At 49.0% G+C, this 22,908-nt stretch carries 22 protein-coding genes; 13 read left to right on the top strand and 9 right to left on the bottom strand.

Annotated features, from left to right (window positions below; translation table 11 throughout):
- Nucleotides 1-123: 123 nt before the first annotated feature.
- The gene (gene nhaA, locus I2I11_RS00725) at nucleotides 124-1,308 is read left to right on the top strand and encodes a Na+/H+ antiporter NhaA (RefSeq protein WP_196265751.1); all 1,185 of its coding nucleotides are present in this window, start codon (nucleotides 124-126) and stop codon (nucleotides 1,306-1,308) included.
- Between the two features lie 227 nt (nucleotides 1,309-1,535).
- Here nhaA and I2I11_RS00720 read toward each other — a convergent pair whose 3' ends face one another.
- The gene (locus I2I11_RS00720) at nucleotides 1,536-2,597 is read right to left on the bottom strand and encodes a lysylphosphatidylglycerol synthase transmembrane domain-containing protein (RefSeq protein WP_196265750.1); all 1,062 of its coding nucleotides are present in this window, start codon (nucleotides 2,595-2,597) and stop codon (nucleotides 1,536-1,538) included.
- A gap of 127 nt (nucleotides 2,598-2,724) precedes the next feature.
- Entirely contained in the window at nucleotides 2,725-3,495 is a 771-nt protein-coding gene (locus I2I11_RS00715; protein ID WP_196265749.1) for a segregation and condensation protein A, read from the bottom strand.
- 647 nt (nucleotides 3,496-4,142) lie between these two features.
- Between I2I11_RS00715 and dxs the strand changes: the two genes are divergently transcribed.
- Complete coding sequence (gene dxs, locus I2I11_RS00710) at nucleotides 4,143-6,059, top strand: 1-deoxy-D-xylulose-5-phosphate synthase (RefSeq protein ID WP_196265748.1); 1,917 nt, start codon at nucleotides 4,143-4,145, stop codon at nucleotides 6,057-6,059.
- 187 nt (nucleotides 6,060-6,246) lie between these two features.
- The gene (locus I2I11_RS00705; RefSeq protein WP_196265747.1) at nucleotides 6,247-7,023 is read left to right on the top strand and encodes an alpha/beta fold hydrolase; all 777 of its coding nucleotides are present in this window, start codon (nucleotides 6,247-6,249) and stop codon (nucleotides 7,021-7,023) included.
- Nucleotides 7,024-7,217: 194 nt separating this feature from the next.
- Here the strand turns inward: I2I11_RS00705 and I2I11_RS00700 are convergent, their stop codons facing one another.
- On the bottom strand, nucleotides 7,218-7,631 hold the full coding sequence (locus I2I11_RS00700) for a hypothetical protein (RefSeq protein WP_196265746.1): 414 nt from the start codon (nucleotides 7,629-7,631) through the stop codon (nucleotides 7,218-7,220).
- 217 nt (nucleotides 7,632-7,848) lie between these two features.
- On the opposite strand from I2I11_RS00700, the gene I2I11_RS00695 reads away from it, so the two are divergent.
- The gene (locus tag I2I11_RS00695) at nucleotides 7,849-8,226 is read left to right on the top strand and encodes a LysM peptidoglycan-binding domain-containing protein (protein WP_196265745.1); all 378 of its coding nucleotides are present in this window, start codon (nucleotides 7,849-7,851) and stop codon (nucleotides 8,224-8,226) included.
- A gap of 246 nt (nucleotides 8,227-8,472) precedes the next feature.
- Here I2I11_RS00695 and I2I11_RS00690 read toward each other — a convergent pair whose 3' ends face one another.
- Nucleotides 8,473-8,892, bottom strand: a complete 420-nt coding sequence (locus I2I11_RS00690) for a nucleoside-diphosphate kinase (protein WP_196265744.1) — start codon at nucleotides 8,890-8,892, stop codon at nucleotides 8,473-8,475.
- A 231-nt stretch (nucleotides 8,893-9,123) separates the two neighbouring features.
- Here I2I11_RS00690 and I2I11_RS00685 point away from each other — a divergent pair, with 231 nt between their 5' ends.
- The 4 genes from I2I11_RS00685 (at nucleotide 9,124) to I2I11_RS00670 (ending at nucleotide 12,426) form a co-directional block, all read left to right on the top strand.
- Nucleotides 9,124-10,146: a DHH family phosphoesterase gene (locus tag I2I11_RS00685; protein WP_196265743.1), complete on the top strand. Its 1,023-nt coding sequence runs from the start codon at nucleotides 9,124-9,126 to the stop codon at nucleotides 10,144-10,146.
- A 31-nt stretch (nucleotides 10,147-10,177) separates the two neighbouring features.
- Nucleotides 10,178-11,122 (top strand): FKBP-type peptidyl-prolyl cis-trans isomerase, encoded by a 945-nt coding sequence (locus I2I11_RS00680; protein ID WP_196265742.1) that lies wholly within the window; start codon nucleotides 10,178-10,180, stop codon nucleotides 11,120-11,122.
- A 31-nt stretch (nucleotides 11,123-11,153) separates the two neighbouring features.
- Nucleotides 11,154-11,732, top strand: coding sequence for an FKBP-type peptidyl-prolyl cis-trans isomerase (locus I2I11_RS21175; RefSeq protein WP_230679816.1), 579 nt, complete (start codon nucleotides 11,154-11,156; stop codon nucleotides 11,730-11,732).
- 223 nt (nucleotides 11,733-11,955) lie between these two features.
- Entirely contained in the window at nucleotides 11,956-12,426 is a 471-nt protein-coding gene (locus I2I11_RS00670) for an OsmC family protein (protein ID WP_196265741.1), read from the top strand.
- Between the two features lie 27 nt (nucleotides 12,427-12,453).
- Here I2I11_RS00670 and recO read toward each other — a convergent pair whose 3' ends face one another.
- The 4 genes from recO to I2I11_RS00650 form a co-directional block, all read right to left on the bottom strand.
- Nucleotides 12,454-13,167: a DNA repair protein RecO gene (gene recO, locus I2I11_RS00665; protein WP_196265740.1), complete on the bottom strand. Its 714-nt coding sequence runs from the start codon at nucleotides 13,165-13,167 to the stop codon at nucleotides 12,454-12,456.
- Nucleotides 13,168-15,489, bottom strand: a complete 2,322-nt coding sequence (gene porZ, locus I2I11_RS21385; protein WP_196265739.1) for a type IX secretion system anionic LPS delivery protein PorZ — start codon at nucleotides 15,487-15,489, stop codon at nucleotides 13,168-13,170. It lies immediately after the preceding gene.
- 302 nt (nucleotides 15,490-15,791) lie between these two features.
- On the bottom strand, nucleotides 15,792-16,385 hold the full coding sequence (locus I2I11_RS00655) for a thymidine kinase (protein WP_196265738.1): 594 nt from the start codon (nucleotides 16,383-16,385) through the stop codon (nucleotides 15,792-15,794).
- Nucleotides 16,386-16,479: 94 nt separating this feature from the next.
- Nucleotides 16,480-16,797 carry a 2Fe-2S iron-sulfur cluster-binding protein gene (locus tag I2I11_RS00650; protein ID WP_230679815.1) on the bottom strand — a complete coding sequence of 106 codons (318 nt, stop codon included), beginning with the start codon at nucleotides 16,795-16,797 and terminating at the stop codon, nucleotides 16,480-16,482.
- 41 nt (nucleotides 16,798-16,838) lie between these two features.
- Here I2I11_RS00650 and I2I11_RS00645 point away from each other — a divergent pair, with 41 nt between their 5' ends.
- From I2I11_RS00645 to I2I11_RS00630, 4 genes are all read left to right on the top strand, one after another.
- The gene (locus tag I2I11_RS00645; protein ID WP_196265736.1) at nucleotides 16,839-17,942 is read left to right on the top strand and encodes a hypothetical protein; all 1,104 of its coding nucleotides are present in this window, start codon (nucleotides 16,839-16,841) and stop codon (nucleotides 17,940-17,942) included.
- 279 nt (nucleotides 17,943-18,221) lie between these two features.
- Nucleotides 18,222-18,608, top strand: coding sequence for a hypothetical protein (locus I2I11_RS00640; protein ID WP_196265735.1), 387 nt, complete (start codon nucleotides 18,222-18,224; stop codon nucleotides 18,606-18,608).
- A gap of 299 nt (nucleotides 18,609-18,907) precedes the next feature.
- Complete coding sequence (locus tag I2I11_RS00635; RefSeq protein ID WP_196265734.1) at nucleotides 18,908-19,393, top strand: hypothetical protein; 486 nt, start codon at nucleotides 18,908-18,910, stop codon at nucleotides 19,391-19,393.
- A gap of 98 nt (nucleotides 19,394-19,491) precedes the next feature.
- Complete coding sequence (locus I2I11_RS00630; RefSeq protein ID WP_196265733.1) at nucleotides 19,492-20,484, top strand: AAA family ATPase; 993 nt, start codon at nucleotides 19,492-19,494, stop codon at nucleotides 20,482-20,484.
- A gap of 505 nt (nucleotides 20,485-20,989) precedes the next feature.
- On the opposite strand, the gene I2I11_RS00625 is transcribed toward I2I11_RS00630, so the two are convergent.
- Nucleotides 20,990-21,520, bottom strand: a complete 531-nt coding sequence (locus tag I2I11_RS00625) for an RNA polymerase sigma factor (protein WP_196265732.1) — start codon at nucleotides 21,518-21,520, stop codon at nucleotides 20,990-20,992.
- Between the two features lie 252 nt (nucleotides 21,521-21,772).
- Here I2I11_RS00625 and I2I11_RS00620 point away from each other — a divergent pair, with 252 nt between their 5' ends.
- The gene (locus tag I2I11_RS00620; protein WP_196265731.1) at nucleotides 21,773-22,801 is read left to right on the top strand and encodes a FecR family protein; all 1,029 of its coding nucleotides are present in this window, start codon (nucleotides 21,773-21,775) and stop codon (nucleotides 22,799-22,801) included.
- The last annotated feature ends 107 nt before the right edge of the window (nucleotides 22,802-22,908 follow it).

The raw sequence follows: 22,908 nt of genomic DNA, 5'->3' as shown, positions 1-22,908 counted from the left end.
CAGCCGGGGCTTGCTGTAAACAAATAACCAACGCTCGTAAGAGTCCCGGAAAGGCTGTGTGCTTACCTAAGTACCTGTTATCTTAAAAATATTCCTGCTTATAAGCCGTAATTTGAAATACTGATGTCTGGACTTATTAACCTTACCGTTTTCCGTAACTTCTTTAAATCCGGTACTGCCGGTGGCTTTATACTTATTGCCTGTGTGGCGGTTTCGCTGCTCATTGCCAATTCTCCGTTAGGAGATGAATTTGAACACTTACTTTCCTCTGAAATTGGATACCGCTCAGAAAACGTGGCGCTAAGATACCCAGTGTTGCTGTGGATTAACGATGGCCTGATGGCTGTCTTTTTTCTGCTGGTAGGCCTGGAAATTAAACGTGAACTGGTTGAAGGGGAATTATCTTCCTTTAAAAAAGCGACGCTCCCTGTTTTTGCTGCCATTGGCGGCATGCTGATGCCAGCTGCTATCTATATGCTGCTTAACAGTGGCACCAATACAGCAAATGGCTGGGGCATTGTAATGGCAACCGATATAGCTTTCGCCATCGCAGTTATTTCTATATTGGGCGACAAAATCCCCAAGGGCCTGAAGGTGTTTCTGACAGCGCTGGCCATTGTAGATGATCTGGGCGCCATTCTGGTAATTGCCATTTTCTATTCTGCCGATATCCAGCTGAATTATATTATGTATGCCGGCGCTGCTTTCGCTTTGCTGATAGCTTTTAACCTGCTGGGCGTTAAGAACCTGTTCTTTTACCTCCTGCCAGGAATTTTTATGTGGTATTTTGTTCATCACTCCGGCGTGCACGCAACCGTAGCCGGCGTACTGACAGCCTTCACACTTCCTACCACACCGGGTACAAAAGAATCTCCCCTGGAAAAGCTGGAACATGCCCTCACAAAGCCCGTCAATTTTCTGATAATGCCCCTGTTTGCTTTGGCTAACACCAATATACAGCTTGCGCCTGAAATGGTAAGCGGACTGACCAGCCCCCTGGGACTGGGCATTATTCTGGGACTCTTTATTGGTAAACCACTGGGCATTACGCTTTTGTCGTGGCTCTCTGCCAGGCTGGGCATTAGCGTGCTGCCGCAAAGTGTTACATGGCGCCACGTGCTGGGCCTGGGCCTGCTGGCGGGCATTGGTTTTACGATGTCTATTTTTATTGCCCTGCTCTCCTTCAACGAGCCGGCGCTGCACACCGAAGCTAAATTCTCTATCCTGGCAGCCTCGCTTTTATCTGGTATCAGCGGCTTTCTGTTTTTAAGAAGGCTGGGAAAGCCGGCCTATACGCAGGAAGTATAAATCCTTAAACCAGGTACAGGAACGCACTAAAGCAAAGAAAGACAAGCCGCAAAGCATAATACGGCTTGTCTTTCTTTGCTTTAGTTAGCGGGGCAACAAAGTATAGCGCTGTGGTATTGTTGGCTGATATTGTTTTATACTTGTAGTGGCAGTGCCTCATACTTATGAAGGATAAATCTCTGCCACCACAAGTATAAACCGATGCCTTTCGGCTTCTGCCGCTATAATTATACCGGTACTTCGCTCTCTTTAGGATGATGACCGAATACTTTGGCAATCCATTTGGGGAGGAAGAATGAGCCCAGCAGCAGGTACGGATAATACGTAATCAGGCGGTAAAGCACCACCACAATGCTGCTGAAGCTGCCCAGAAACAAGCCGAAGAAGCTCGGGAAAGCCATTTCCACAATACCGGCGCCGCCCGGCGTAATGGCAATCAGCATCACAATCCAGAAAATGAGGTTGCGGGAAATGATGAGCAGGTGTTCGCTCAGGCTTACGTCTACAAAGGCAGCGATGAGGCAGTTGAGCAGGAAATAACGGGCGCTCCACACAAAGATGGTAGACAGAATAGCCTTGGCCCAATAACCGAAAGTATTGCCTTTGAGCTGCTCCGAGGCCCAGATAATCTCGTTGCCGTGCTGGAAGGCACTGACGCGCCATTTCCGCAACAGGCGCCAGGAGGTAATTTTCAGCAACAACCATTTAAATGCCCGTGGCTTAATAAACAGCGCATAAATCATGGCAAAAGTATACACGGCAATCAGGCTGTAGCTGATATAAAAAGCTGACTGCAGCTTCGCCACATCCGATGCATCGAGGCCGAAGGTAGGAAACACCTGCCCTTGTGTGAGCAGCAGCGCAATGGGTGCGGCAAGTATAAAGAACATGTTATCGAGCACCGCCGTGAACATCACATAAGCCAGCGATTTGCCCAGCGGAATACCTTCTTTGTTCAGGATGATGGTGGCAACCGTGGTGCCACCTACCACTGAAGGCGTAACGGCCGAAGCAAACTCCCAGAGCATGATCACGTCGATGCTGTTGCGCCAGGTCAGGAACTTGTTGGTGAGATGCCGGATGCGGTACATGTAGCCGGCATCGCGGATAATGAGCACCACCACAGCGGCCAGCAGCCAGCCCCAGTGCGCTTCCGATATACCTTTCAGGTCATCTAGTTTGTTGTCTCTGATAAAAAGCCACGCCGTAGCGGCCAGCCCCAGCAGTACTGGTAGCAGGATTTTAACAGGGCTAAAGCTTTTAAGTATGGTCTTCTTGTTCTGGTCCATGTAAGTGTTAAGGCTTGCTGCGGCGGCTTTTTCAGCTTTGCCAACAAGGGCGCGGGCGCGCAAAGCTATTAACTATTCGGTAATGAGTGTGAAATGTTGGCTAAATGCCTGATTTTTGTGCTACCGTTTATTCCACCAGCAGTTGCGTTACCTGTGTTGCCTGTCCTTCGGCCTGCATAATAGTAAAGTCATTGAAGCCTTCGCCTACTTCTACATCAATCAGGTTCAGCTGCAGCATATCGAGAATAGCCAGAAAGTTGAAAATCATGCCTATTTTATCCGGGAACTCCGAAATAAGCTGCGAGAAAGCTACCTGCCGCCGCTGCTGCACCATCCGCAGAATAATGTCGCGCTGCTCCTCCAACGTATACGGATACGTGATTACGGTATGCTTGGGCCGGTTCTGCTCTTCCTCAAACCGCACCATCACCTTTTCAAACACACGCATCAGCTTATAAAGGCTTAGATCCTGCAATTCATACTCGAAGTGGTTGGCGTTGGCTATCTGCTGCAGTTCTGCCTGTATGTTGCCGCGGTTCTCCTGGGCCAGGCGCTGCTCCTCCATGATCATTAGCTCGGGCAGCGCACTTTTATACTTTTTATACTCCAGCAGGTGTTGCACCAGCTCCTTGCGCGGATCTATTTCGTTGCCTTCCTCATCTTTTTCGGTGCGCGGCAGCAGCATTTTGGCTTTAATGCGCATCAGCGTGGCGGCAGTAAGTATAAAATCGCTGGCTACTTCGATGTTGAGCTGCTCCAGCTGGCGGATATAGCCGATAAACTCGTTCGTAATCTGGAAAATAGGAATGTCGTGGATGTCCAGTTCATCGCGCTCAATAAAGAAGAGCAATAAATCGAACGGTCCTTCAAATAACGGTAATTTAATTTCGAAACTCACTTTATAAATATTAAAACAGCTGGACGTATTTAAGTAGCAGGGCTGCGTAAATCCGGTATAAATAAAAGTATAAACAGGGTATAAAGTCTTTATTTAAATGGTTCTCAAATTTTCTCTCTGTTGCTTTTTTACATGCCCTCATCTGCATCCATCCTTCTGGTATTCTGAAAGAATCTTTTTGGCAAGCCACAAAAGCTTATCTATACATAGCTACAGCTTAACCGCCCTTCAACCAGGCTCCTTTCAGAATGACAGAAGGGAAGATTAAGTATAGTTCCTTTTGCCGGGCAACGTATAGCCCGGCTACAAAATTACTTATTTTAAGCAGATTGTCCCTACCGTAGCCCAAGGCATACCTTGCATCGTTCAGAACATTTACGCCTTGCCAAAGTATAACCTTACATGTCCTGTCGGGGCAACGGCTTTTATTGCCAGCTTATTGTGCCTCCGCAGTGTAAAACCAGGGCTATACATACCTTTTGTATACTTTACAGCCTGGCTGCTGCCGTGCGCAAGTGAGAAAGCAGCTAAAAGATACGCTTGCTTTTTTTATTTTATTAACTTTACGGTCCGGCTTAAAAAGTACAATTCCGTGCATTATAAACTTTGGCCGCTTTTTTTTGTTAGAGGTCTATAAAGACAATTTTATGCTTGTTAAACCCGGAGCGCTGCTTGCCTCTATTCATACCCCTGACGACCTCCGGAAACTAAAGCCGGAACAGTTGCTGCAGGTGAGCCAGGAACTAAGGCAGTATATCATTGATGTTGTTTCCATTCATGGCGGTCATTTTGGGGCTAGTCTGGGCGTGGTAGAGCTTACTACGGCGCTGCATTACGTATATAATACCCCTTACGATCAGCTGGTATGGGATGTAGGACACCAGGCATACGGGCACAAGATATTAACGGGCCGCCGCGACATTTTTCATACCAACCGCAAGTATGGCGGCATCTCCGGTTTTCCCAAGCGCAAAGAAAGCGAGTATGACACCTTTGGCGTAGGCCATTCCAGCACATCTATTTCAGCAGCGCTGGGTATGGCGGTGGCCTCCAAGTATAAGCACGAGTACAACCGCCACCACATTGCCGTAATCGGCGACGGCGCGATGACGGGCGGCATGGCGTTTGAAGCCCTTAACCATGCAGGTGTCGCCAACGCCGACCTGCTGGTGGTGCTCAACGACAACTGCATGAGTATCGACCCGAATGTAGGCGCCCTGAAAGAATATCTCACCGACATTACCACTTCCCGTACCTACAACAAAGTGCGCGATGAGATCTGGAACGTGTTGGGCAAAATCAGCAAGTTTGGGCCTAATGCGCAGCAGATAGCATCTAAGGTAGAGAGTGGCGTGAAAGCGACCCTGCTCAAGCAAAGCAACCTGTTTGAAAGCCTGAAGTTCCGCTACTTCGGCCCGATAGACGGGCACGATATCCATCATCTGGTATCGGTACTGGAAGATTTAAAACATATTTCAGGTCCGAAAATACTGCATTGTGTTACTACCAAGGGCAAAGGTTTTGCCTTGGCCGAGAAAGAACAAACCAAGTGGCATGCCCCTGGCACCTTTGATAAGATTACGGGCGAAATCTACAAAAAACACTATGATACGCCACAGCCGCCCAAGTACCAGGATGTGTTTGGCCATACCATGGTAGAGCTGGCCGAACAGAACCCGAAGATAATGGGTATTACGCCGGCCATGCCGTCCGGTTGCTCGCTTAATATTATGATGAAAGCCATGCCCGATCGTGCTTTTGATGTGGGCATTGCCGAGCAACACGCGGTAACCTTTTCGGCCGGACTGGCCACGCAGGGCCTGGTGCCATTTTGCAACGTGTACAGCACTTTTATGCAGCGCGGTTATGATCAGGTGGTACACGATGTTTGCCTGCAGGACCTGCACGTGGTTTTTTGCCTCGATAGAGCCGGTTTTGCCGGTGCCGACGGCCCTACCCACCATGGTGCTTACGATATTGCCTTTATGCGTTGCCTGCCCAACATGGTGGTATCTGCCCCTATGAACGAACAGGAACTGCGCAACCTAATGTATACCGCCTCGCAGGATGGCGCCGGACCGTTTACCATCCGCTACCCGCGGGGCGAAGGCGTGATGCCCAACTGGCGCACACCGCTCGAACTGATTGAAGTCGGCAAAGGCCGCACGATGCAGGAAGGCGAAGAAGTGGCTATACTTACTTTTGGCCACATCGGTAACTACGCCGTGAATGTTTGCAAGAAGTTACGCTACGAAGGCATTACGCCCGGCCATTACGATATGCGATTCGCCAAACCACTGGATGCGGAACTGCTGCACCACATCTTTAGCAAGTATGACAAAGTGATAACCGTAGAAGACGGCTGCCTCCAGGGTGGCTTCGGCAGCGCCGTGCTGGAGTTTATGGTCGACAACGGCTACACCGCACAGGTAAAACGCCTCGGTATTCCGGATGCCATTTTCGAGCATGGTTCCCAATTAGAACTGCAGAAAGAAGCCGGTTTCGACCCGGCAGCCATCGAAAATACAGTTCGCGAGCTGTTGGGAGTACCAGTGAAGGCTTAGCGTATTCTGATATTCGTATCACGATTTTCAAAACTCACAGTGTCTTTCAGGCCTGTGAGTTTTTTGTTGTATTCCGGTATTGTAGGGACAGGTCGCGACTGTCCCTACAATACCGGAATACATATCCTACTTTATGTTTTCAAGAGAATCTAACATCTTGTGTCTGACATCCAACGTCTAATAAAGAATGACAAACACAACTTACATTGATGCAGGCACCGGCGACGCATTGGTTTTTCTGCATGGCTTCTGCGAGAGCAAACAGGTATGGGCAGACTTTATAAAGCCGCTGCAGGAACAGTTCCGTACCATTGCGCTGGATTTGCCCGGGCACGGCAGCAACACCCAAAACACCGCCGGTTATAGCATGGAAAGTATGGCTGACGATGTGAAACGGCAACTGGACGAACTAGCGATCAAAAAATGTATACTTATCGGGCATTCGATGGGTGGCTACGTAAGTATGGCTTTTGCGGAGAAGTATGGCAGTATGCTTGATGGTTTATGTCTGTTTCACTCCTCCGCCCTGCCCGATACGGATGAGAAAAAGGAAAACCGCGACAAAACCATCGATTACGTGGAGCGGCATGGGGTAGCCAGCTTTATCAACCCTTTTGTGGAGCCGCTTTTTTACCGCGAAAATCGTAGCCGCCTGAAACCTGAGATTGAAATGATGAAGGAAATCGGCCGTGCTACACCGCAGCAAGGTATAACCGGCGCTCTGGCCGCCATGCGCGACCGCCCCGACCGGACTCATGTGCTACGTGAAGCAGCGTTTCCGGTACTGTTTATTTTCGGGAAAGATGATGCCGCCGTGCCGCTGGATAAAGCCCTGGAGCAATGCTCCTTGCCTGGTTACAGCGTGGTATACTTCCTCGAAAAAACAGGGCACATGGGCATGTTCGAGCGCACCGGCGAAACCTGCAATGCCATCCGGAAATTTGCCGAAACAATTTATGGCTGAGCAGCAAGCCGTAGCCCTTCGCTAATTAGCCTGTTCTCCTGCCTGATAGCTGGCATGAGTTCTAACTCCGGATAAAACTGTATTCTGCCTGCTACAGGGCAACAGTTATACGCACCTGTAAAAAAGCGGCAGCCTGCTTTTTTACGGGCTGCCGCTTCATCCAAATTAATCAAACACTACTTTGGCTATATCATTTACTCTGCTTCAAGCAACATTTCAAAACCGTCTTCTGCTTTGAGGCGCATTTCGTCATCGGTTAACTTCAGCACATCAAAGTTTTCAATAACATTCTGGTCTGCAAACTGCAGCGACAGCCGCTTAGCCGCCGGGTCAAACGACCAGGTACCAGTCTCCAGCGCACTTCCGCCACCCATGGCAAAACGGCCATCAGCATAAAACTGAAGGCTTTGCGCTTTTTCCTCTTCCGACAACTTTTCTTTACCTCCGGCAGCATTTACCTCTTTTGAGGTAGTCCATGTTTTATTGCTTTCGCCTGAGATCATGCTCTCGGAACCTGCTTCATCGCCGGAGCCACAGCTTACCAGCACCAGCGCAAACAAACTGCAAAGCAGCGTTGCCCAATAATTCTTCCACATTGTTGGTTTCATATGTTCTGTTTTACTTTATACTTATACATCATGTAAAACCCTGCCTTTCTCGGGCAGCGGCTTGAATGCTTACGGCAAAAACTTGTGCAGAGTTGATATCGGTATCTGTCCGGCTGCACAGCACAACTATGTGGCCCGCCGGGCGTATTTAACAGAAGCTACTGGCAACTAACAGCTTGCCAGCCAAACCAAATGTCTGACTTAAATTTAAACCGATATGGGACTATTTGATTTTTTAAAGAAGGGGAAAGAAGCGCCCGCGCATAAAGCAAACAGCAACATACTGCCCAAAGAAGATATACCGAAGCCAGCTGGCGCACCACCTGTCAGCAAAGGCACAGGTTCTGTATCGCGTACGCCGGGCCATCCTGAGCAGGGTTTCTACAGCGAGCAGGACAAGCAGAAAATAACCGATCCGGGCCCGGACAACGATGTGTATACCGTACAAAGCGGCGACTCTTTGTCTAAGATTGCCCAAAAACTGTACGGCGATGCCAACAGCTGGCATAAACTGTACGAAGCCAACAAAGACAAAATAGGCGATAACCCGGACCTGATACGCCCCGGCCAGCGGCTCACGGTGCCGAGAAGCTAAAATATCATCAGGAGTTTAAAAACCGGTTTCAGTTGATGGAGCCGGTTTCTTTTTGTGGATATGCTGTGTTTCTGTTTTGTTGCGGCTCCGGTTTGCTTAAGTATAAACATGCCCGGCGCAGTTCTGCAACAACTATACTTTGTTTGTAAGAGCTGATACACAGTTTTATTACACTGCATCAGAAAGCAGAAATCCCGCTAAACCACAAGGCTTAGCGGGATTTTATTTTGCTCAGGTATGATTTAACTAGAAGCGCTCGTCGGCAGCGAAGAAGAAGTCGCCTTCGATCTGTGCGTTCTCGTCAGAATCGGAGCCGTGCACAGCGTTTGCCTCAATAGATTTGGCATATTTCTTACGGATGGTGCCTTCTTCGGCCTGCGCCGGGTTGGTAGCGCCAATCAGCTTACGGAAATCTTCCACCGCGTTGTCTTTCTCTAAAATCATTGCCACAATAGGGCCGGACGACATATAAGCAACCAGATCGCCGTAGAACGGACGCTCTTTGTGCACCTCATAAAATTTACCGGCGCGCTCTTCCGACAACTTTGTTTTTTTCATTGCCACGATGCGGAAGCCGCCTTCCTCTATCATGTTGGTAATGCCGCCAATGTGGTTATCTGCCACTGCATCAGGCTTAATCATTGTAAATGTGATGTTTCCGGCCATGTTGGTTGAATGGTTTTAAGGTTGTATGCTCAAATTTAAGATGCAAAAGTAGCGCATTTCGTTTGATTATAGGCTATTTTTAAGTTATAGTTTGGCAAAGCATTATTCCCGCGCCGGAAGCGGCGGCCCTTACAAAGGCTGTTTCAAAAAACGTTACTATTGTTTTAGAAGTAATTTCTTCTGTAATTTGCGGTTTATATCCTTATTAATCAGAGGATTTATACGGACAGTATGCACGATATTAATGCCCTGAAAACGCTTCTGAACGAGCCCAAAGAGGTGATGATCACCACGCACCACAAGCCTGACGCTGATGCACTTGGCTCGTCGCTGGGCCTGGCGGGATACCTCAAAAAGAAAGGCCACCGCGTTACAGTGATTACGCCTTCTGACTACCCTGACTTCCTGAACTGGATGGAGGGCAACGAGGATGTGCTGGTATACTCCGAGAAAAATGATGCTCTCGTACAGCGCATTATCGGCGAGTCGCAGGTTATTTTCTGCCTTGATTTCAATAGTCTGTCCCGCATACACGAGATGGGCGAGTACATCCGGCAGGCCAAAGGCACCAAGGTGATGATAGACCACCACCTGCAGCCCGAGCATTTTGCCGATCTGAGCTTTTCTGATACCAATGCAGCCGCTACCGCCGAGCTGGTGTACGACCTGATAAAGGAGGCCGGCGATGCCGATTTGATTGATACGAGTATAGGCGAATGCCTGTATGCCGGCATCATGACTGATACAGGCTCGTTCCGCCATCCGAGCACCTCCAAAAACGTGCACCTCATCATTGCCGACCTGCTGCACATTGGTGTGCAGACGTCTAACATCCACCGCCTGATTTATGACAGCTCTACGGAACTGCGCCTGCGCTTTCTGGGTTACGCCCTTAAAGACAAACTGGTGGTGCTGCACGAATACAATACGGCCTATATTGCTATTACAAAAGAAGAACTCAAGGCTTACGACTCAAAGACCGGCGACACGGAAGGTTTGGTAAATTATGCCCTTTCTATTGAAGGCATTGTTTTTGCTGCCCTCATCATCGACCGATCAGAAGCCGTAAAAATGTCGTTCCGCTCGGTAGGCGATTTCTCGGTAAACGAGTTTGCCCGCGAGCATTTTAATGGCGGCGGCCACAAAAACGCCGCCGGCGGCATGTCGCTGGATAGCCTGGAGGCTACCATCGATAAGTTTGAGCGCCTGCTGCCGCTTTACAAAGACCAGCTAACGCACGCCAGTGCCAGCTAAAAACAGAAAAAAATCCAACCTATAAAAAAGAATGCTGACTAAAACCCAATTATTGCTGCCAGTGCTTGCTGGCGCCCTTATGCTGCAATCCTGCGGCAAAAAAGACGAGTTTCATACTTCAGAAGGCCTGACGTATAAAATCTACGAAAAGAACGACAAAGGCGCCTATGAAAACAAAGGCGAAGTTGCTCCCAGCGACTCTACCGGTGCCAAGGTAGGGCAGGTAGTAACCATGCAGATGATGTATAAAAATGCAGATGACTCCGTGCTGTTCGACTCCCGTACCCAGAAAACGCCGTTGATGATTCCGGTAATGGAGCCTTCCTTTAAAGGAGGCCTGGAGAATGCCCTGATGATGTTATCACCCGGCGACAGCGGTGTGTTTAAAATCAGCGCTGATTCCCTGTTCGCCAAAACATTTGGCGGCCAGCCCATGCCGCCTTTCATTAAGCCCGGCTCGCAGATGACTTTCTTTATCAAGGTAGATACAGTGCAGTCGCAGGAAGAAGCAATGGCCTCCCAGCAGAAAATGATGCAACAGCAGATGCTGGATGCACAGGCACACGCCAAGGAGCAGCTGAAAATCGACGATGCTAAAATACAAGATTACATTAAAGCAAATAACCTGGAGAATGTGCAGAAAACAGAATCCGGTGTATACTATGTAATTACGGACCCGGGCACAGGCCCTGATGCCACTGCAGGCGACAAAGTAACCGTACACTACAAGCTTTCTTTTCTGGATGGCAAAGAAGTGGAGTCGTCTTACAAAGGAGGCGAGCCCTATACTTTTACGCTGGGCCAGGGCCAGGTGATACCCGGCTGGGATGAGGCGCTTCAGAAACTGAACAAAGGCAGCAAAGCTATTCTGCTGGTTCCTTCCACGCTGGCTTACGGTGAGCAGGATCGCGGCCCCCAAATGCCAGGCAACTCCATCCTCCGCTTCGATGTGGAGATGGTTGATGTACAGAAGTAACCTTATATATTTTTCCTGATACCCGATTACCATGTTCCTGCAAACCCGCTTTCTGAATAAAATAAAAGCATCTGCCCTGCCGAAGGCGCTGCTGTTGCTGTTTATCGTTGGCTCTCTGGCTTCCTGCGGCGAGGTGGAAGATCCTTACAGATCTCCCTGCTATCCGACACAGGAAGAAAAAGACGCACAGAAAGCAGCCGATATAAAAGGAATAAAAACATACTTCCGGGAAAATAACATAGATACCACCAACATGCAGGAAACTGCATCTGGTATACACTATTTTGTGCTGACGCCGGGCACGGGCGCGCAGGTGAAAACAGGGGATTTTGTAGAGGTACATTACCTGGGCAAGTTTGTAGACAAGCCAACGTTTGACGCCTCTACCAAATTCGACTCTTCTTATGACAGAGGAGCACCGCTTTCGTTTGTGGTGGGTGCCAGCCAGGTAATCGATGGCTGGGACGAAGTGCTGCCATTGATGACAGTTGGAGAAGAGGCCAGGTTTTATATTCCTTCGGGCCTGGCTTATGGTCCTTGCCCCCGTCAAGGTGCTATTCCGCCCAATACGGTACTGTCTTTTGATATCAAAGTATTGAGCGCCAAGTAGGACTCTTCAGGTTAAATTATTAAAAAGGGCGGCACCACAGTGCCGCCCTTTTATTTTATACTTGTTATACCTGGCTATGTGCAAAAGGATGTGAAACGCGCTTATGGAACAGGATTAATGGGCCCTCCATCAAAAGGGAGTAACGCGTATGAAAGTATACTTGCAATCATCTGCTTCGGGCTTTTAAATTGGTAGCACGGTTAAGACAACAACAGACAGGAAAATGAACAAAGAACATACTTACAAACTGACAATTAAGTGGACAGGAAATCAAGGAAAGGGGACATTGGATTACAGTTCTTATGAGAGAAGTCATATCATTTCGGCCGACAATAAGAGCGACATTCTGGCTTCTTCTGACCCTACATTTCGTGGCGATAGGACAAGATATAATCCGGAAGAACTTTTACTTGCGTCACTTTCAAGTTGCCACATGCTTTGGTTTTTACATTTATGTGCAGACAACGGTGTTATCGTTACAGATTACATTGATAATCCGGTAGGTATAATGGCGGGAACAGACAATGGTGGTGGAAAATTTAAAGAAGTAACGTTAAACCCTGTCGTAACTGTAACAGACCAAAATTCTATTGACAAACTGAGCAATTTACATAAAAAAGCCAATGAGCTTTGTTTTATAGCTAATTCGGTAAACTTTATGGTTAGCCACAAGGCAACAGGCAAGACATCCTAAGCGGTTTGCTTATACTTGCCGGCACACCTACTCGGCCAGCACTTCTGATAGTATAGCCAGTGACTTTATCTCGCCCAGCTTGTCTACGTGCAGCTGGTAGTAGCGAATCAGGACATCCAGCAGTTCCCGCCGCACCTTTCCGTTGGGAATAGTTACCTGATCCGGGTGGTGCAGCAATTGGTTAAAGTATACTTCGTGCGCCTGCATGGCCAGCACGGCAGGCGCCGGGGTAGCGCTTTGTGCGTTGGCCGTAAATGCCACTTGCTCTACAATCTCGGCACCGGAGCCGGGACTAAAGCCCAGATGAGAACTGAGCTGCAGCAGAAAAATCAGGTGAAAATTTTCATAGCCTTGTTGCTGCGCATCAAAAAAGATAATGGCGTTGTAGAGGAAATGAAAGAGCGCCGGGTTTTCCTCCTCTTCCCGCACCGTGCGCGACACCATCTCTGAAAGAAACAACAAAATGCTGCTTTTGCGGATATCGAATGGAATAGTGGCGAACGGGTGCGCCGATTTATACTCTGAAATACGCGTAAGTCCGCCGCTGCGCGAGGTATACACCACCATATCCAGCAACGTGAAAGGCTGAAACAATGCCAGTCGTGCGCCTGGCCCCTTCTTACGCACGCTGTTTACGATATAGGATTGTACGCCCAGCGCCTCGGTGTACACTTTGGCGATAATGGACGATTCCCGGAATCTAATATAGTTGAGCACAACGCCCCTTGTTTTAACCAGCATTTATTCCAATACGGCTATTTTACTGATGCAGGTTTGCTTGCCATCTATACTGGCGCTCATCACCAGGTATACGCCTGCTTTCACGCGCCTGCCATTGTAGTCGCGGGCATTCCAGGCAAGGGTGCCGCCGGTGGCGCGGGTTTTATAAACAAGCATCCCGGCAATATCGGTGATGCGCACATCGGCGTTGTTGGGCAAACCCGAAATACCTACCAGGCCGGTATAGTCGCGTCGAACGGGGTTGGGGAACACCACCGCGCATTCGGGCTTACCTTCGGTAGTAGTAGCGTCGGAGCGGAAAGAGGCCATACCCGCCTCTGTTGCCACAAACACCTCGCCCGACCGGTGCTCCACAGCTACTGACAAGACCTTGTCGGAAGGTAAAGGGCTGTTCTCAGTGGTGAAATGATAAATAAGTTCGTCCCCGTCGGGGCTGAAGAGCCAGAGGCCCTTGTCGGTGCCCATCCACTTGCGGTTGGCGCCGTCTACGGCAATGCTTCGCACCGCCTGCCCGTCCAGCAGCGGCCTGCGATCTATAATCGGAATACGAGCATCGTATACCTGCTCTTCAAACACATAAGCCGGATTATAGTACACACCCACGCCCTTGCCCGTCCCTACCCAGATATCGCCGTTCAGATCCTTTGCCATACTGTAAACAGCGTTGTCTGGCAGGCCGCCGTTTCCCTCCCCAGTGGATAGATAGCGCACCTGGTTCTCCTTCTCATCAAAAACCACCAGACCAGTGCGTGCATTTTGCTCCCGCGCCGTAGAAAGCCACTTCCTGCCATTATCATCAACAAGGATATACTCTAAATTACTGCCATCAGCCACGCCCGGAAGTATAAAAGACGTCCAGGTGCCATCCGGCTGCAGCGCATACACGCCTGGCGCATTCGGCTGCCGGCTGCGGTTTACCACCCATACATTACCTTCTGCATCAACGGCCAAATCGGTAAGGCGCACACTTTCTGTTTCATCAGCCAGCAGCGGGCTGTTATCATCACTGTAGAGTTTGTTATTTCCCGGGCCGCTCCACTCCAGCAAACCACTGCCGTAGCTGGCAAAGTATAGCTTGCCGGTTACGGGGTTATACACGGCATCCACAATATCAGCGGCAGGCGCAAGGTCGGTGGGGTTGGGATATGTATATTTATTGAAGCTTTGCCAGAGACCATCGGCGTATACATAAAAGCCGTTATAGCTGTCCTGTGGCTGATAATGCGCGTTGTAGCCGCCGCTCAGAGCGTATACTTTGCCTTTGGCGGCATATAACCGGAAGCTGTCGTTTGCATAAGGGCCATTCGGGGCGAAAGCAGTGGCAGTACCAAGGTTTACATCTATTTTTACCAGCCCTTCGTTCGCATCTGCCACCCATACCTGGCCATCAGTACCAACTATAGCCTCCTGTGGCGCTTTCAGAACTTCCGGTTCCAGGTCGATGGTGTGCCCGGCTTTATCCAGCAGCGACACGCTGTTTGCATAAGTAATCACCAGGTAATTATCCGAAGCTGAAATACTGTTAACTGCAGCGTCAGCAGGTATTGGCTGCCAGCCCAGTTCCTGTAATACATAAACACCCTGCGTGTTGGTGCCTGCATAAAGGTCCTGGTTGAAAACGGCTAAGCTGTTCACCTGCCCCGGCGTATCAAGGCCCCTGCTTACGCTGCGCCAGCTATGGAAATCCTGCAGGTTGACGCCAGTTAGCGGGGCGGCAAGTATCCCTTTATCTGTAGCCAGAAAAATACTGTCGCGGCGTATGGCGGTTGCCTGCACGTTTACCGCTTCGCCGCCAAGGCCCAGGTTGCTGTACGTTTCCCGGACTTCCAGCTGCTGCAAATCCAGCACCACCACGCCAAACGAGCAGGAAAGATATGCCAGCTTGTTATAAGTATAAATTTGATTGATGGCTTTAACACCCGGAACAGCTTTGCGGTAAATATCATTGATGCTGATAATTTCATTTTCCCGCAGCAAATCGATGCTGGTATTTTTGTAAGCGATGACGAGTGTTTCCGTTCCGGCATCGTATTGCATGGCGCTGATTTGCTGCTCCTGCAAGCCATCTGCTTTTGTAACGGGTTGCACTGCATTAAATGCATTGTCATAATAAAAAAGCCCTTGCTGCGATGCCAGGTATACTTTATCGCCGGCAGAAGCCACTGCTTTGCCCTGCCGGTAAGGCACGTGCAGTTGCCAGCCCCCAAGAGGTAAATGGCTTTGTGCAGAGCCCGGCTGCGCCCAGACCAGAAGCCACAGCCACAACACTGGCTGAAGCAGCGCGCAAGATGGTCTTAGCTGTAGTATAGGGCGGCGTTTCACAGGTATAAATTATACTTTGTATGTAGCAGGAAAAGTTGCTGAAGCATCTTTTGCCTGCACCTTTGATTTATCGTGATTCGGATGATTGTCCGGGTATTTATACTTTACATTTTCCTTATACTTCACGCAACCTGCAGATCATATCAGTCATGATAATTAAACAAATCAAGGGTGCAGGCACTCGCAGGAGCTGCGCACGCTGCGAGGTCTTTCGTACCTTGTAACTCAAATCTGAAACAGCAAGCTAATTGAAATATAAGATAGTCATCCAAAATAACCTTCAGCCATTCAGCTTTTAAAATCTACTTCTTACCTTTCATACCTTCCAGAAAGCAATGGCGGCAGCGGGCCTCATACGAATCGGTTTCGCCCAGCAGCACCTGATTTTCCGAAGCCGCACTCCTGAAAGAGTAAGTAGCAATATCACCGCACTGCACACAAATGGCATGTACTTTGGTTACATACTCGGCCACGGCCATCAGCGCAGGCATGGGCCCGAAAGGGTTGCCGAGATAGTCCATGTCGAGGCCGGCGGCAATAACGCGGGCGCCGCTGTTGGCCAGTTTTACGCATACTTCCGCCAGGCCATCATCAAAAAACTGTGCTTCGTCAATGCCCACCACGTCACTGCTGCCGCCCAGCAGCAGCATGTCGTGCGCAAAATCAACAGGTGTGGAGCGGATGGCATTGTCGTTGTGCGACACTACATCCAAATCGTGGTAACGCTTGTCGAGGGCAGGCTTAAAAATCTCTACTTTCTGCTTTGCAATTTTGGCCCTGTTCAGCCGGCGGATCAGTTCCTCCGTTTTACCCGAAAACATGGAGCCGCAGATTACTTCTATCCAGCCTCTCCGGTGTGTGTTGTTCCCGTTGCCTGTGCGTGGTTCTATAAACATTAGTAATGTGCTGATTTATTAAATGTGCAATGTCTTAAAGCTTAGATGATTTTTACTAATATCCCAACAATCAGTAATTTAACCCTTTAACTTCTTAACTACTATAAGCCAGGTGTGGCAGCTTTGTCTGGTCCGGCACTTTTACGGTGGCATTGCCGTGCGCCAATGTACACTGGCAGGTCAGCCGCTCGTTATTCTTCAGGCGGCCTTTGGCACGGTAGCGGAGTTCGGCCTCGGTAAGCGGCCCGAAATTATCGAGTCCCTGTTGCACGATTATGCGACAGGTAGTGCAGCGCCCTTTGCCGCCGCAGGCATGCATCCAGTCGATGTGCTGCTCCTGTATGGCCCCAAGCAACGTTTGTCCCGGTGCCACCGGAATTTTGCGGCCACTGAGGTTTTGCACAATCAACATTGGCATATTATTTTTTATCTTTACGGACGAAGGAAAACCCCATGGAAGACAAATATAATCAATTACACCTGGAACGGTACAGCAAGCAGCTGGCAAATCTGCTGTGCGACCGCCACTTTGCCTCTTACGACACCCTGAACGGCCCGCAGCTGATTGGCTTTACTCCCATCAAACAGGTCAATCTTTTTGTGATAAAGGAGTTGCTGCTCAAGTGGCACCACGAAATGGCCAACCTGCGCAGTCCCTATTTCGATTATGAAAACGAGGAAGTAAAAGAAGCCCTGCTGCATTTTATGAATGTGCTCTCGCGCAGGATCCTGATGAAGCGCCACGCGTTTGAGGCGCTGCTGCAAAAAGCCATTTACGACACCTTTCTGCTGGTGCTGGACCCGGTAACAACTTTTGAAGAGAAGTTTCTGCGCATACAGGAGGAGATTACATTGCCCAAACTGCAGGAAAACCTAAAATACATTGATGTAGACAAGCCGCTGTTTGCCGGATTTATAGACACGCTTTCGCCTGCCAGCCGCGACCGCGAATATATTCTGAGCCGCTTCAGCCTGTACGTAAACGCCAACCAGAACCGCCGCAGCAGCCTGAGCGAACTGGCAGCGCGCTTCAACAGCCTATTGCCTGTTTCAGAGCAGGACATTCTGGGCACAAGCCCGGCACCCGAACCGCCGGTAGCGGCAAAAGCAACACCGGCAGCGCCCCGCGAGGAGAAAGACGTGGTTGCACCCATACACCAGACGCAGCGCGAGGCATCGGCGCCCGCCCGGCCGGTTTATATTTCGTCCGGCGGCGACGCAGACGAGGACGAGGACAATGCAGCCGGCAAGCGCCCTACCCTCAACGACAATTTCCGGAAGGCGCCCGCAGCCTCGCTGGCTGATGCCCACAGCAACCGCAAAATCGATTCGCTCAAAAACTCTATTTCCATTAACCAGCGCTTCAGCTTTATCAACGAGTTGTTCGAAGGCGATAACATGACCTATTACCAGGCCATCCAGGCGCTGGACGCCATGCCCAGTGCAGCGCAGGCCCACCAGTACGTGCAGCAGCAACTGGCCGGCAAGTATGACTGGAGCAGGAAGCAGGAACACCTCCAGAAACTGCTCCGCCTTATTGACCGCAAATTTGCCTGAAATAACAATAGCAAAAGTCGGCTGCAGCGGACTTTTACTATTGTTATTTTTAAATTTACAGGCGGGCCGGACTTTCTGTTTTTGGTGCAATTATTAAATCTTATGAAACACACCGAAAGAGAGTACGTACGTTTTGCAAATAAGGACCTGAAGTGCTAATTATGCAGCCGCGTTGTTTGCCGGTGAAATGTTAGCTAGTATTTTACCGCGTTTAAAGCTACCGCTCGGCCAGCTTGACCATAACATTACGTACCATCTAATATAACCCTATTATCAGCCATGAAAGACGATTTTGATTACGACGACGACTTCGCCCACAACAGCTTTGATGATGACGAAGAGGATGACGACTTTGGGATGACGTTTGAGGAGGATTTATACCTGATGATACGGGAGAAACTCCGCGACACCATCCAGGAGTTTAAAGCCAAGTACCCCATGCTGAAAAAGCTGGAAAATGCGGTCAGTTCTTTTAAGATTAATGCCAAAAACACGGACGACGCCAAGTTTTATCCGCTGGCAGCCAAGTTGCTGAGCGAACACATTAAACCGCTGACCGAGGAATCGGAAGAAATCCAGGAAATTTACGATAACATGCAGGCCGATATTGCACGCTTTAAGAATCAGCGGGCACATGGCTTTGAGGGTGATCTTTACCTATCCTAAGTATAAATTTTAAACGCCTGCCCTGCCAGAAAGCGCTTTGCACGAGCAAAGCGCTTCTTTCCTGCCTCCAAAAAATAATACCGAAGAGCGTCAAAGAAAGGCTGTTTAAAAAAACATCGAATTTATAATGCAATTTTTAGCGTGCAACTCCGGTAAAAAAGTTATATTTGCACGAACAATAGATGCAACCATTTGGTGGCTTTTGGAATCTTATCCATGAACCAACACCGAAAGCTGTGATACTAACATTACTACGCTACTCCAAACCCAAATTTCACAAACTTAATACCCCTTTAATAATGGTAAACACAAAGCTATTAGATGGGGAGCAGTATCTGATTCAGACAGTAGATAAGAAACTGGCGCTCACCACCCACCGTGTCATTCAGCGGTTTGCCCCCTGGACCCTCCGCAGCAATAAGTTTCTTTTTCTGGAGGATATTGAAGGATGGAAGGTAAAAGCCACAGGCAATAGTCTTTACCTGTTCCTCAGCCTCATGTTTGCCTTTGGCATCTATTTCGATGATTCCTTTGCTTTGCTGAGCGGCTTCTTTATCACCTTATTCCTGATGACGCGCCACCGCCGCATACACATTATCTCTGCAAACAAAGTGCTGGTGTTGCCTCTCGAAGTGGAGGAAAGCCGCGCAGGCAGCCTCATAGAGATGGTTCGGCAGGCGCAGCAGGAGCGTATCAGCAAACTAAAGCAGAATAATGTGGCCCCGCAGCCACAGGAGGTACGGCCACCACTGGTACAACAGCCGGCTTATAGCTTAAGCGCCTGACCGGGCGCTTTTTTTGCCTATTACCCGGCTGATACGCAATAACACGGCAACAATGCCGTATTATCGCTATATTTATGCGCTAAAGTACCGGATACCGCATGGCAGCAGAAGAACTGACGTACCAGAACAAAGTAAAGGCCAATCAGCAAAAGATAAGGCAGGTAGTTAATGAGGTGAGCAAAGTGGTGGTAGGCCAGGCTTACATGGTAAACCGCCTGCTCATCGGCCTGTTTACCGGCGGCCACATCCTGCTGGAGGGCGTGCCCGGCCTTGCCAAAACCCTGACTATCAACTCGCTTTCCAAAGCGCTGCGCCTGGATTTTCAGCGCATCCAGTTCACCCCCGACCTGCTCCCTTCAGACCTTATCGGCACGATGATCTATAACCAGAACGCTTCTAAATTTGAGGTGAAGAAGGGTCCTATTTTTGCCAACCTTATACTTGCCGACGAGGTAAACCGCTCGCCGGCCAAGGTGCAGTCGGCACTGCTGGAGGCGATGCAGGAAAAACAGGTAACCATCGGCGAAACTACTTACAACCTCGACCTGCCTTTTCTGGTACTGGCCACCCAGAACCCCGTGGAGCACGAAGGTACGTACCCGCTGCCCGAGGCGCAGGTAGACCGCTTTATGATGAAAGTATACATCGACTACCCCAAAAAAACAGATGAACTGGAAATCATGCGCCGCATGGCCAACATGTCGTTCAACGACACGGTGCACAAAGTACTTTCCAAGCAGGATATTTTCGACATCCGCAACGAAATAAACCAGGTACAGATTTCCGAAACCCTGGAACGCTACATTATTGAACTGGTGTTCGCCACGCGTCGCCCCGCCGAGTATGATTTGGCTGATTTTGCGCCTTACATCCAGTTTGGCGTATCACCGCGGGCAAGTATAGCCATGAACCGCGCAGCCAAGGCTGTGGCGTATTTTGATGAGCGCGATTATGTACTGCCGGAAGACATTAAGGAAGTGGCCCACGATGTAATGAACCACCGCATCATCCTGAACTATGAAGCCGAAGCCGACGGCATTGCCACCCGGGATTTTATAGAAGCCATACTTCGTAAAGTGCCTATCAGCTAAATCGTGGACCTGCTACCTTTAACAGATGGGTTTTAGATAGGCAGATTTATCAATGTGGCCACCGTAGCGGCCCGGCAGATAACCATCAGAAACAGGCCGCTGCTCCACCCCCTCTTGTTTCACGCTGATCAGGGCGTGCAGGATGACTGCAGTGCCTTCCTGTAGCAGTTGTAGAGGATGCCGGTACAGCAGAATATGAGACGGAAAGAAATTGCCTTATAGAACGCAGATCCAGAGAGCATCTTTAAGACTAAGATGACTGATATGGCCTACCACAACAAGTTTGCCTCCTGGCAAGAGCCACGGCTGGCCTTCTGCAACGGGGAGAAGAGGCATTCTCTTCCTGCCCACCTATACCGCACCTCAAATTAAGTATGAGGAGTAGTTCGGTTACGAGCGAATCAAGGCTCGGGGCAACAACCCGAGAGGATTATCAGGCAAGCCGGGCAAAATCATACCATCAACTTCAACCAGGAAAATGCGTCGGGTATTTTATTATAAGTACTTAACAGAGGCTTACAAGTATAAAAGCGACGTAAACAATCTCGTAACCCTTAAACCTTTCCTTGACAAGCTTAAGTGCTTTGTTTAGATGATTTTGAATGTTGCTGTTGCTGGTATTCAGCAACCGGGCAATCTCGCTGTTGCTTTTGCCCTCTACACGGCTCATCACAAAGATATGTCGCCGCACCGGAGGCAGCGTCGCATATATTTCTTCCAACAACTTTGCCAAATCCTGGTAAGCAATTGCTTCTTCTGTAGAACAACTTTTACCTGTGCCTGTTGCGGCTAAATATTGCGTAAATGCAAGTTCATATACTTTCCGCCTCGTTTTGTTGTATACGATGTTCTTGACAATGCTAAACAGATAGCCATCAAAGTTCTGTTCCGGATCCAGCAACTCCCGTCGCTCCCATACTTTCAGAAACACCTCCTGCACTACTTCTTCCGCATCCTCACGCTGCCTGACCATGCCTAGCGCAAACGCATATAGCTTCGGCTCAAATTTTTGGTAAAGGCTTTCAAATGCGCTCATGTCGCCTGTTTTAAGGGCCCTTATGGTGCTTTTCAAACATATATTACTTTCTGTCTTCATAATATGTTGATGGCGAAGTGTTAAGGACTAAATAAGGGGATGCGGCTTTCCGAAAGCTACAGCTAAGAAAGATTATATCTTAAAGTAAAAAAGATAAAAGCGCAATAGCAAAAGTAAGTACTTAATTATTTTTTTGGCAGAGGTGGTGCAGTGGAGGGGATAAGTGTAATACATACACACCAACATAAACAGATGAACGCAGACTTGCTTGACAGGTTTTACAGAGGAGAGTGCTCGGCAGAGGAGGTGCAAGCCTTGTTAAAATGGTTCGAGGCCCAGAACCCGGGAGTTGAGCAAGAGCAGGAACTGCAGCGCCTGTGGCAGGAGGCTGATCCGGCTAAAGGCGAGAAGCATGATGCAGGCAGCATATTTAGCCAGATCAAGAGGCAACAGCATGAGTTGGGCATGTTGCAAGAGAAAGAAGTATCTGCTGTTGTTCGACCCATTCGTTGGCGGGAGCCGGAGATCTGGTTAAAGTTAGCGGCTGCTGTACTGCTGCCCTTGTGTTTTATAGTGGCACTTGTGCAGTATAATTCCCGGCCTGACACAAAGGTAGCAGAGTATACGACGGTAGTGACTGCACCCGGTGTTAAGAAAACAATCCATTTGCCTGATGGCTCCGTGATAAAATTGAATGCAGGAAGCAAAGTTTCCTACCTAAAAGACTTTGTCACTGATAAACGCGAGGTGCTACTGGATGGCGAGGCTTTTTTTGAGGTTGCTAAAGATAAAATACATCCATTTATCGTGCATACCGGCAACATCTCAACCCAGGCTGTAGGGACTTCTTTCAACATCAATTATCGTTTGTGCGATGATGTTACTACGGTAGCCCTGGCGACAGGCATCGTAAAGATAAATAAGCAGGAGCAGGGGCAACAGGAGCAGCAAATAGCCCGCCTTGTGCCTGGCCAATTGCTCTCCTACAATAAAGTATCAAAACAACAAGCTGTAACGGAGTTTAACAGAAAGGAGGTGCTTGGCTGGAAAGAGGGTTTATTGTACTTCAAAGGAGCCGATATGAACCAGGTGATAAAGAAGCTGGAAAACTGGTATGGCGTGAACATAGAAGTGGATGGCCAAGGCATGCAGAACGAAGCATGGAATTATACCGGGGAATATGAAGATGAAACCCTGGAAAAAGTACTGGAAGGTGTCGGCTTTGTAAAGGGCTTTACTTACAGAAGAACTGCCAATGAAATTAAAATCATGTTTAACTAACTCTATAAAGTATGACTAAAAATATACTATAAAGACACCCGGTCCTATTCTGAACCGGGTGTAAATGCCTCTATAAGAAGTCTGTTGGCGCATATTCTTAACAGAGA

It is taken from the genome of Pontibacter rufus (genome assembly GCF_015694705.1).
In the GTDB taxonomy this organism is placed as follows: Bacteria; Bacteroidota; Bacteroidia; order Cytophagales; family Hymenobacteraceae; genus Pontibacter; species Pontibacter rufus.
Note: the sequence above shows the minus strand (reverse complement) of the source record. Positions and strands in the feature narration are given on the sequence as shown.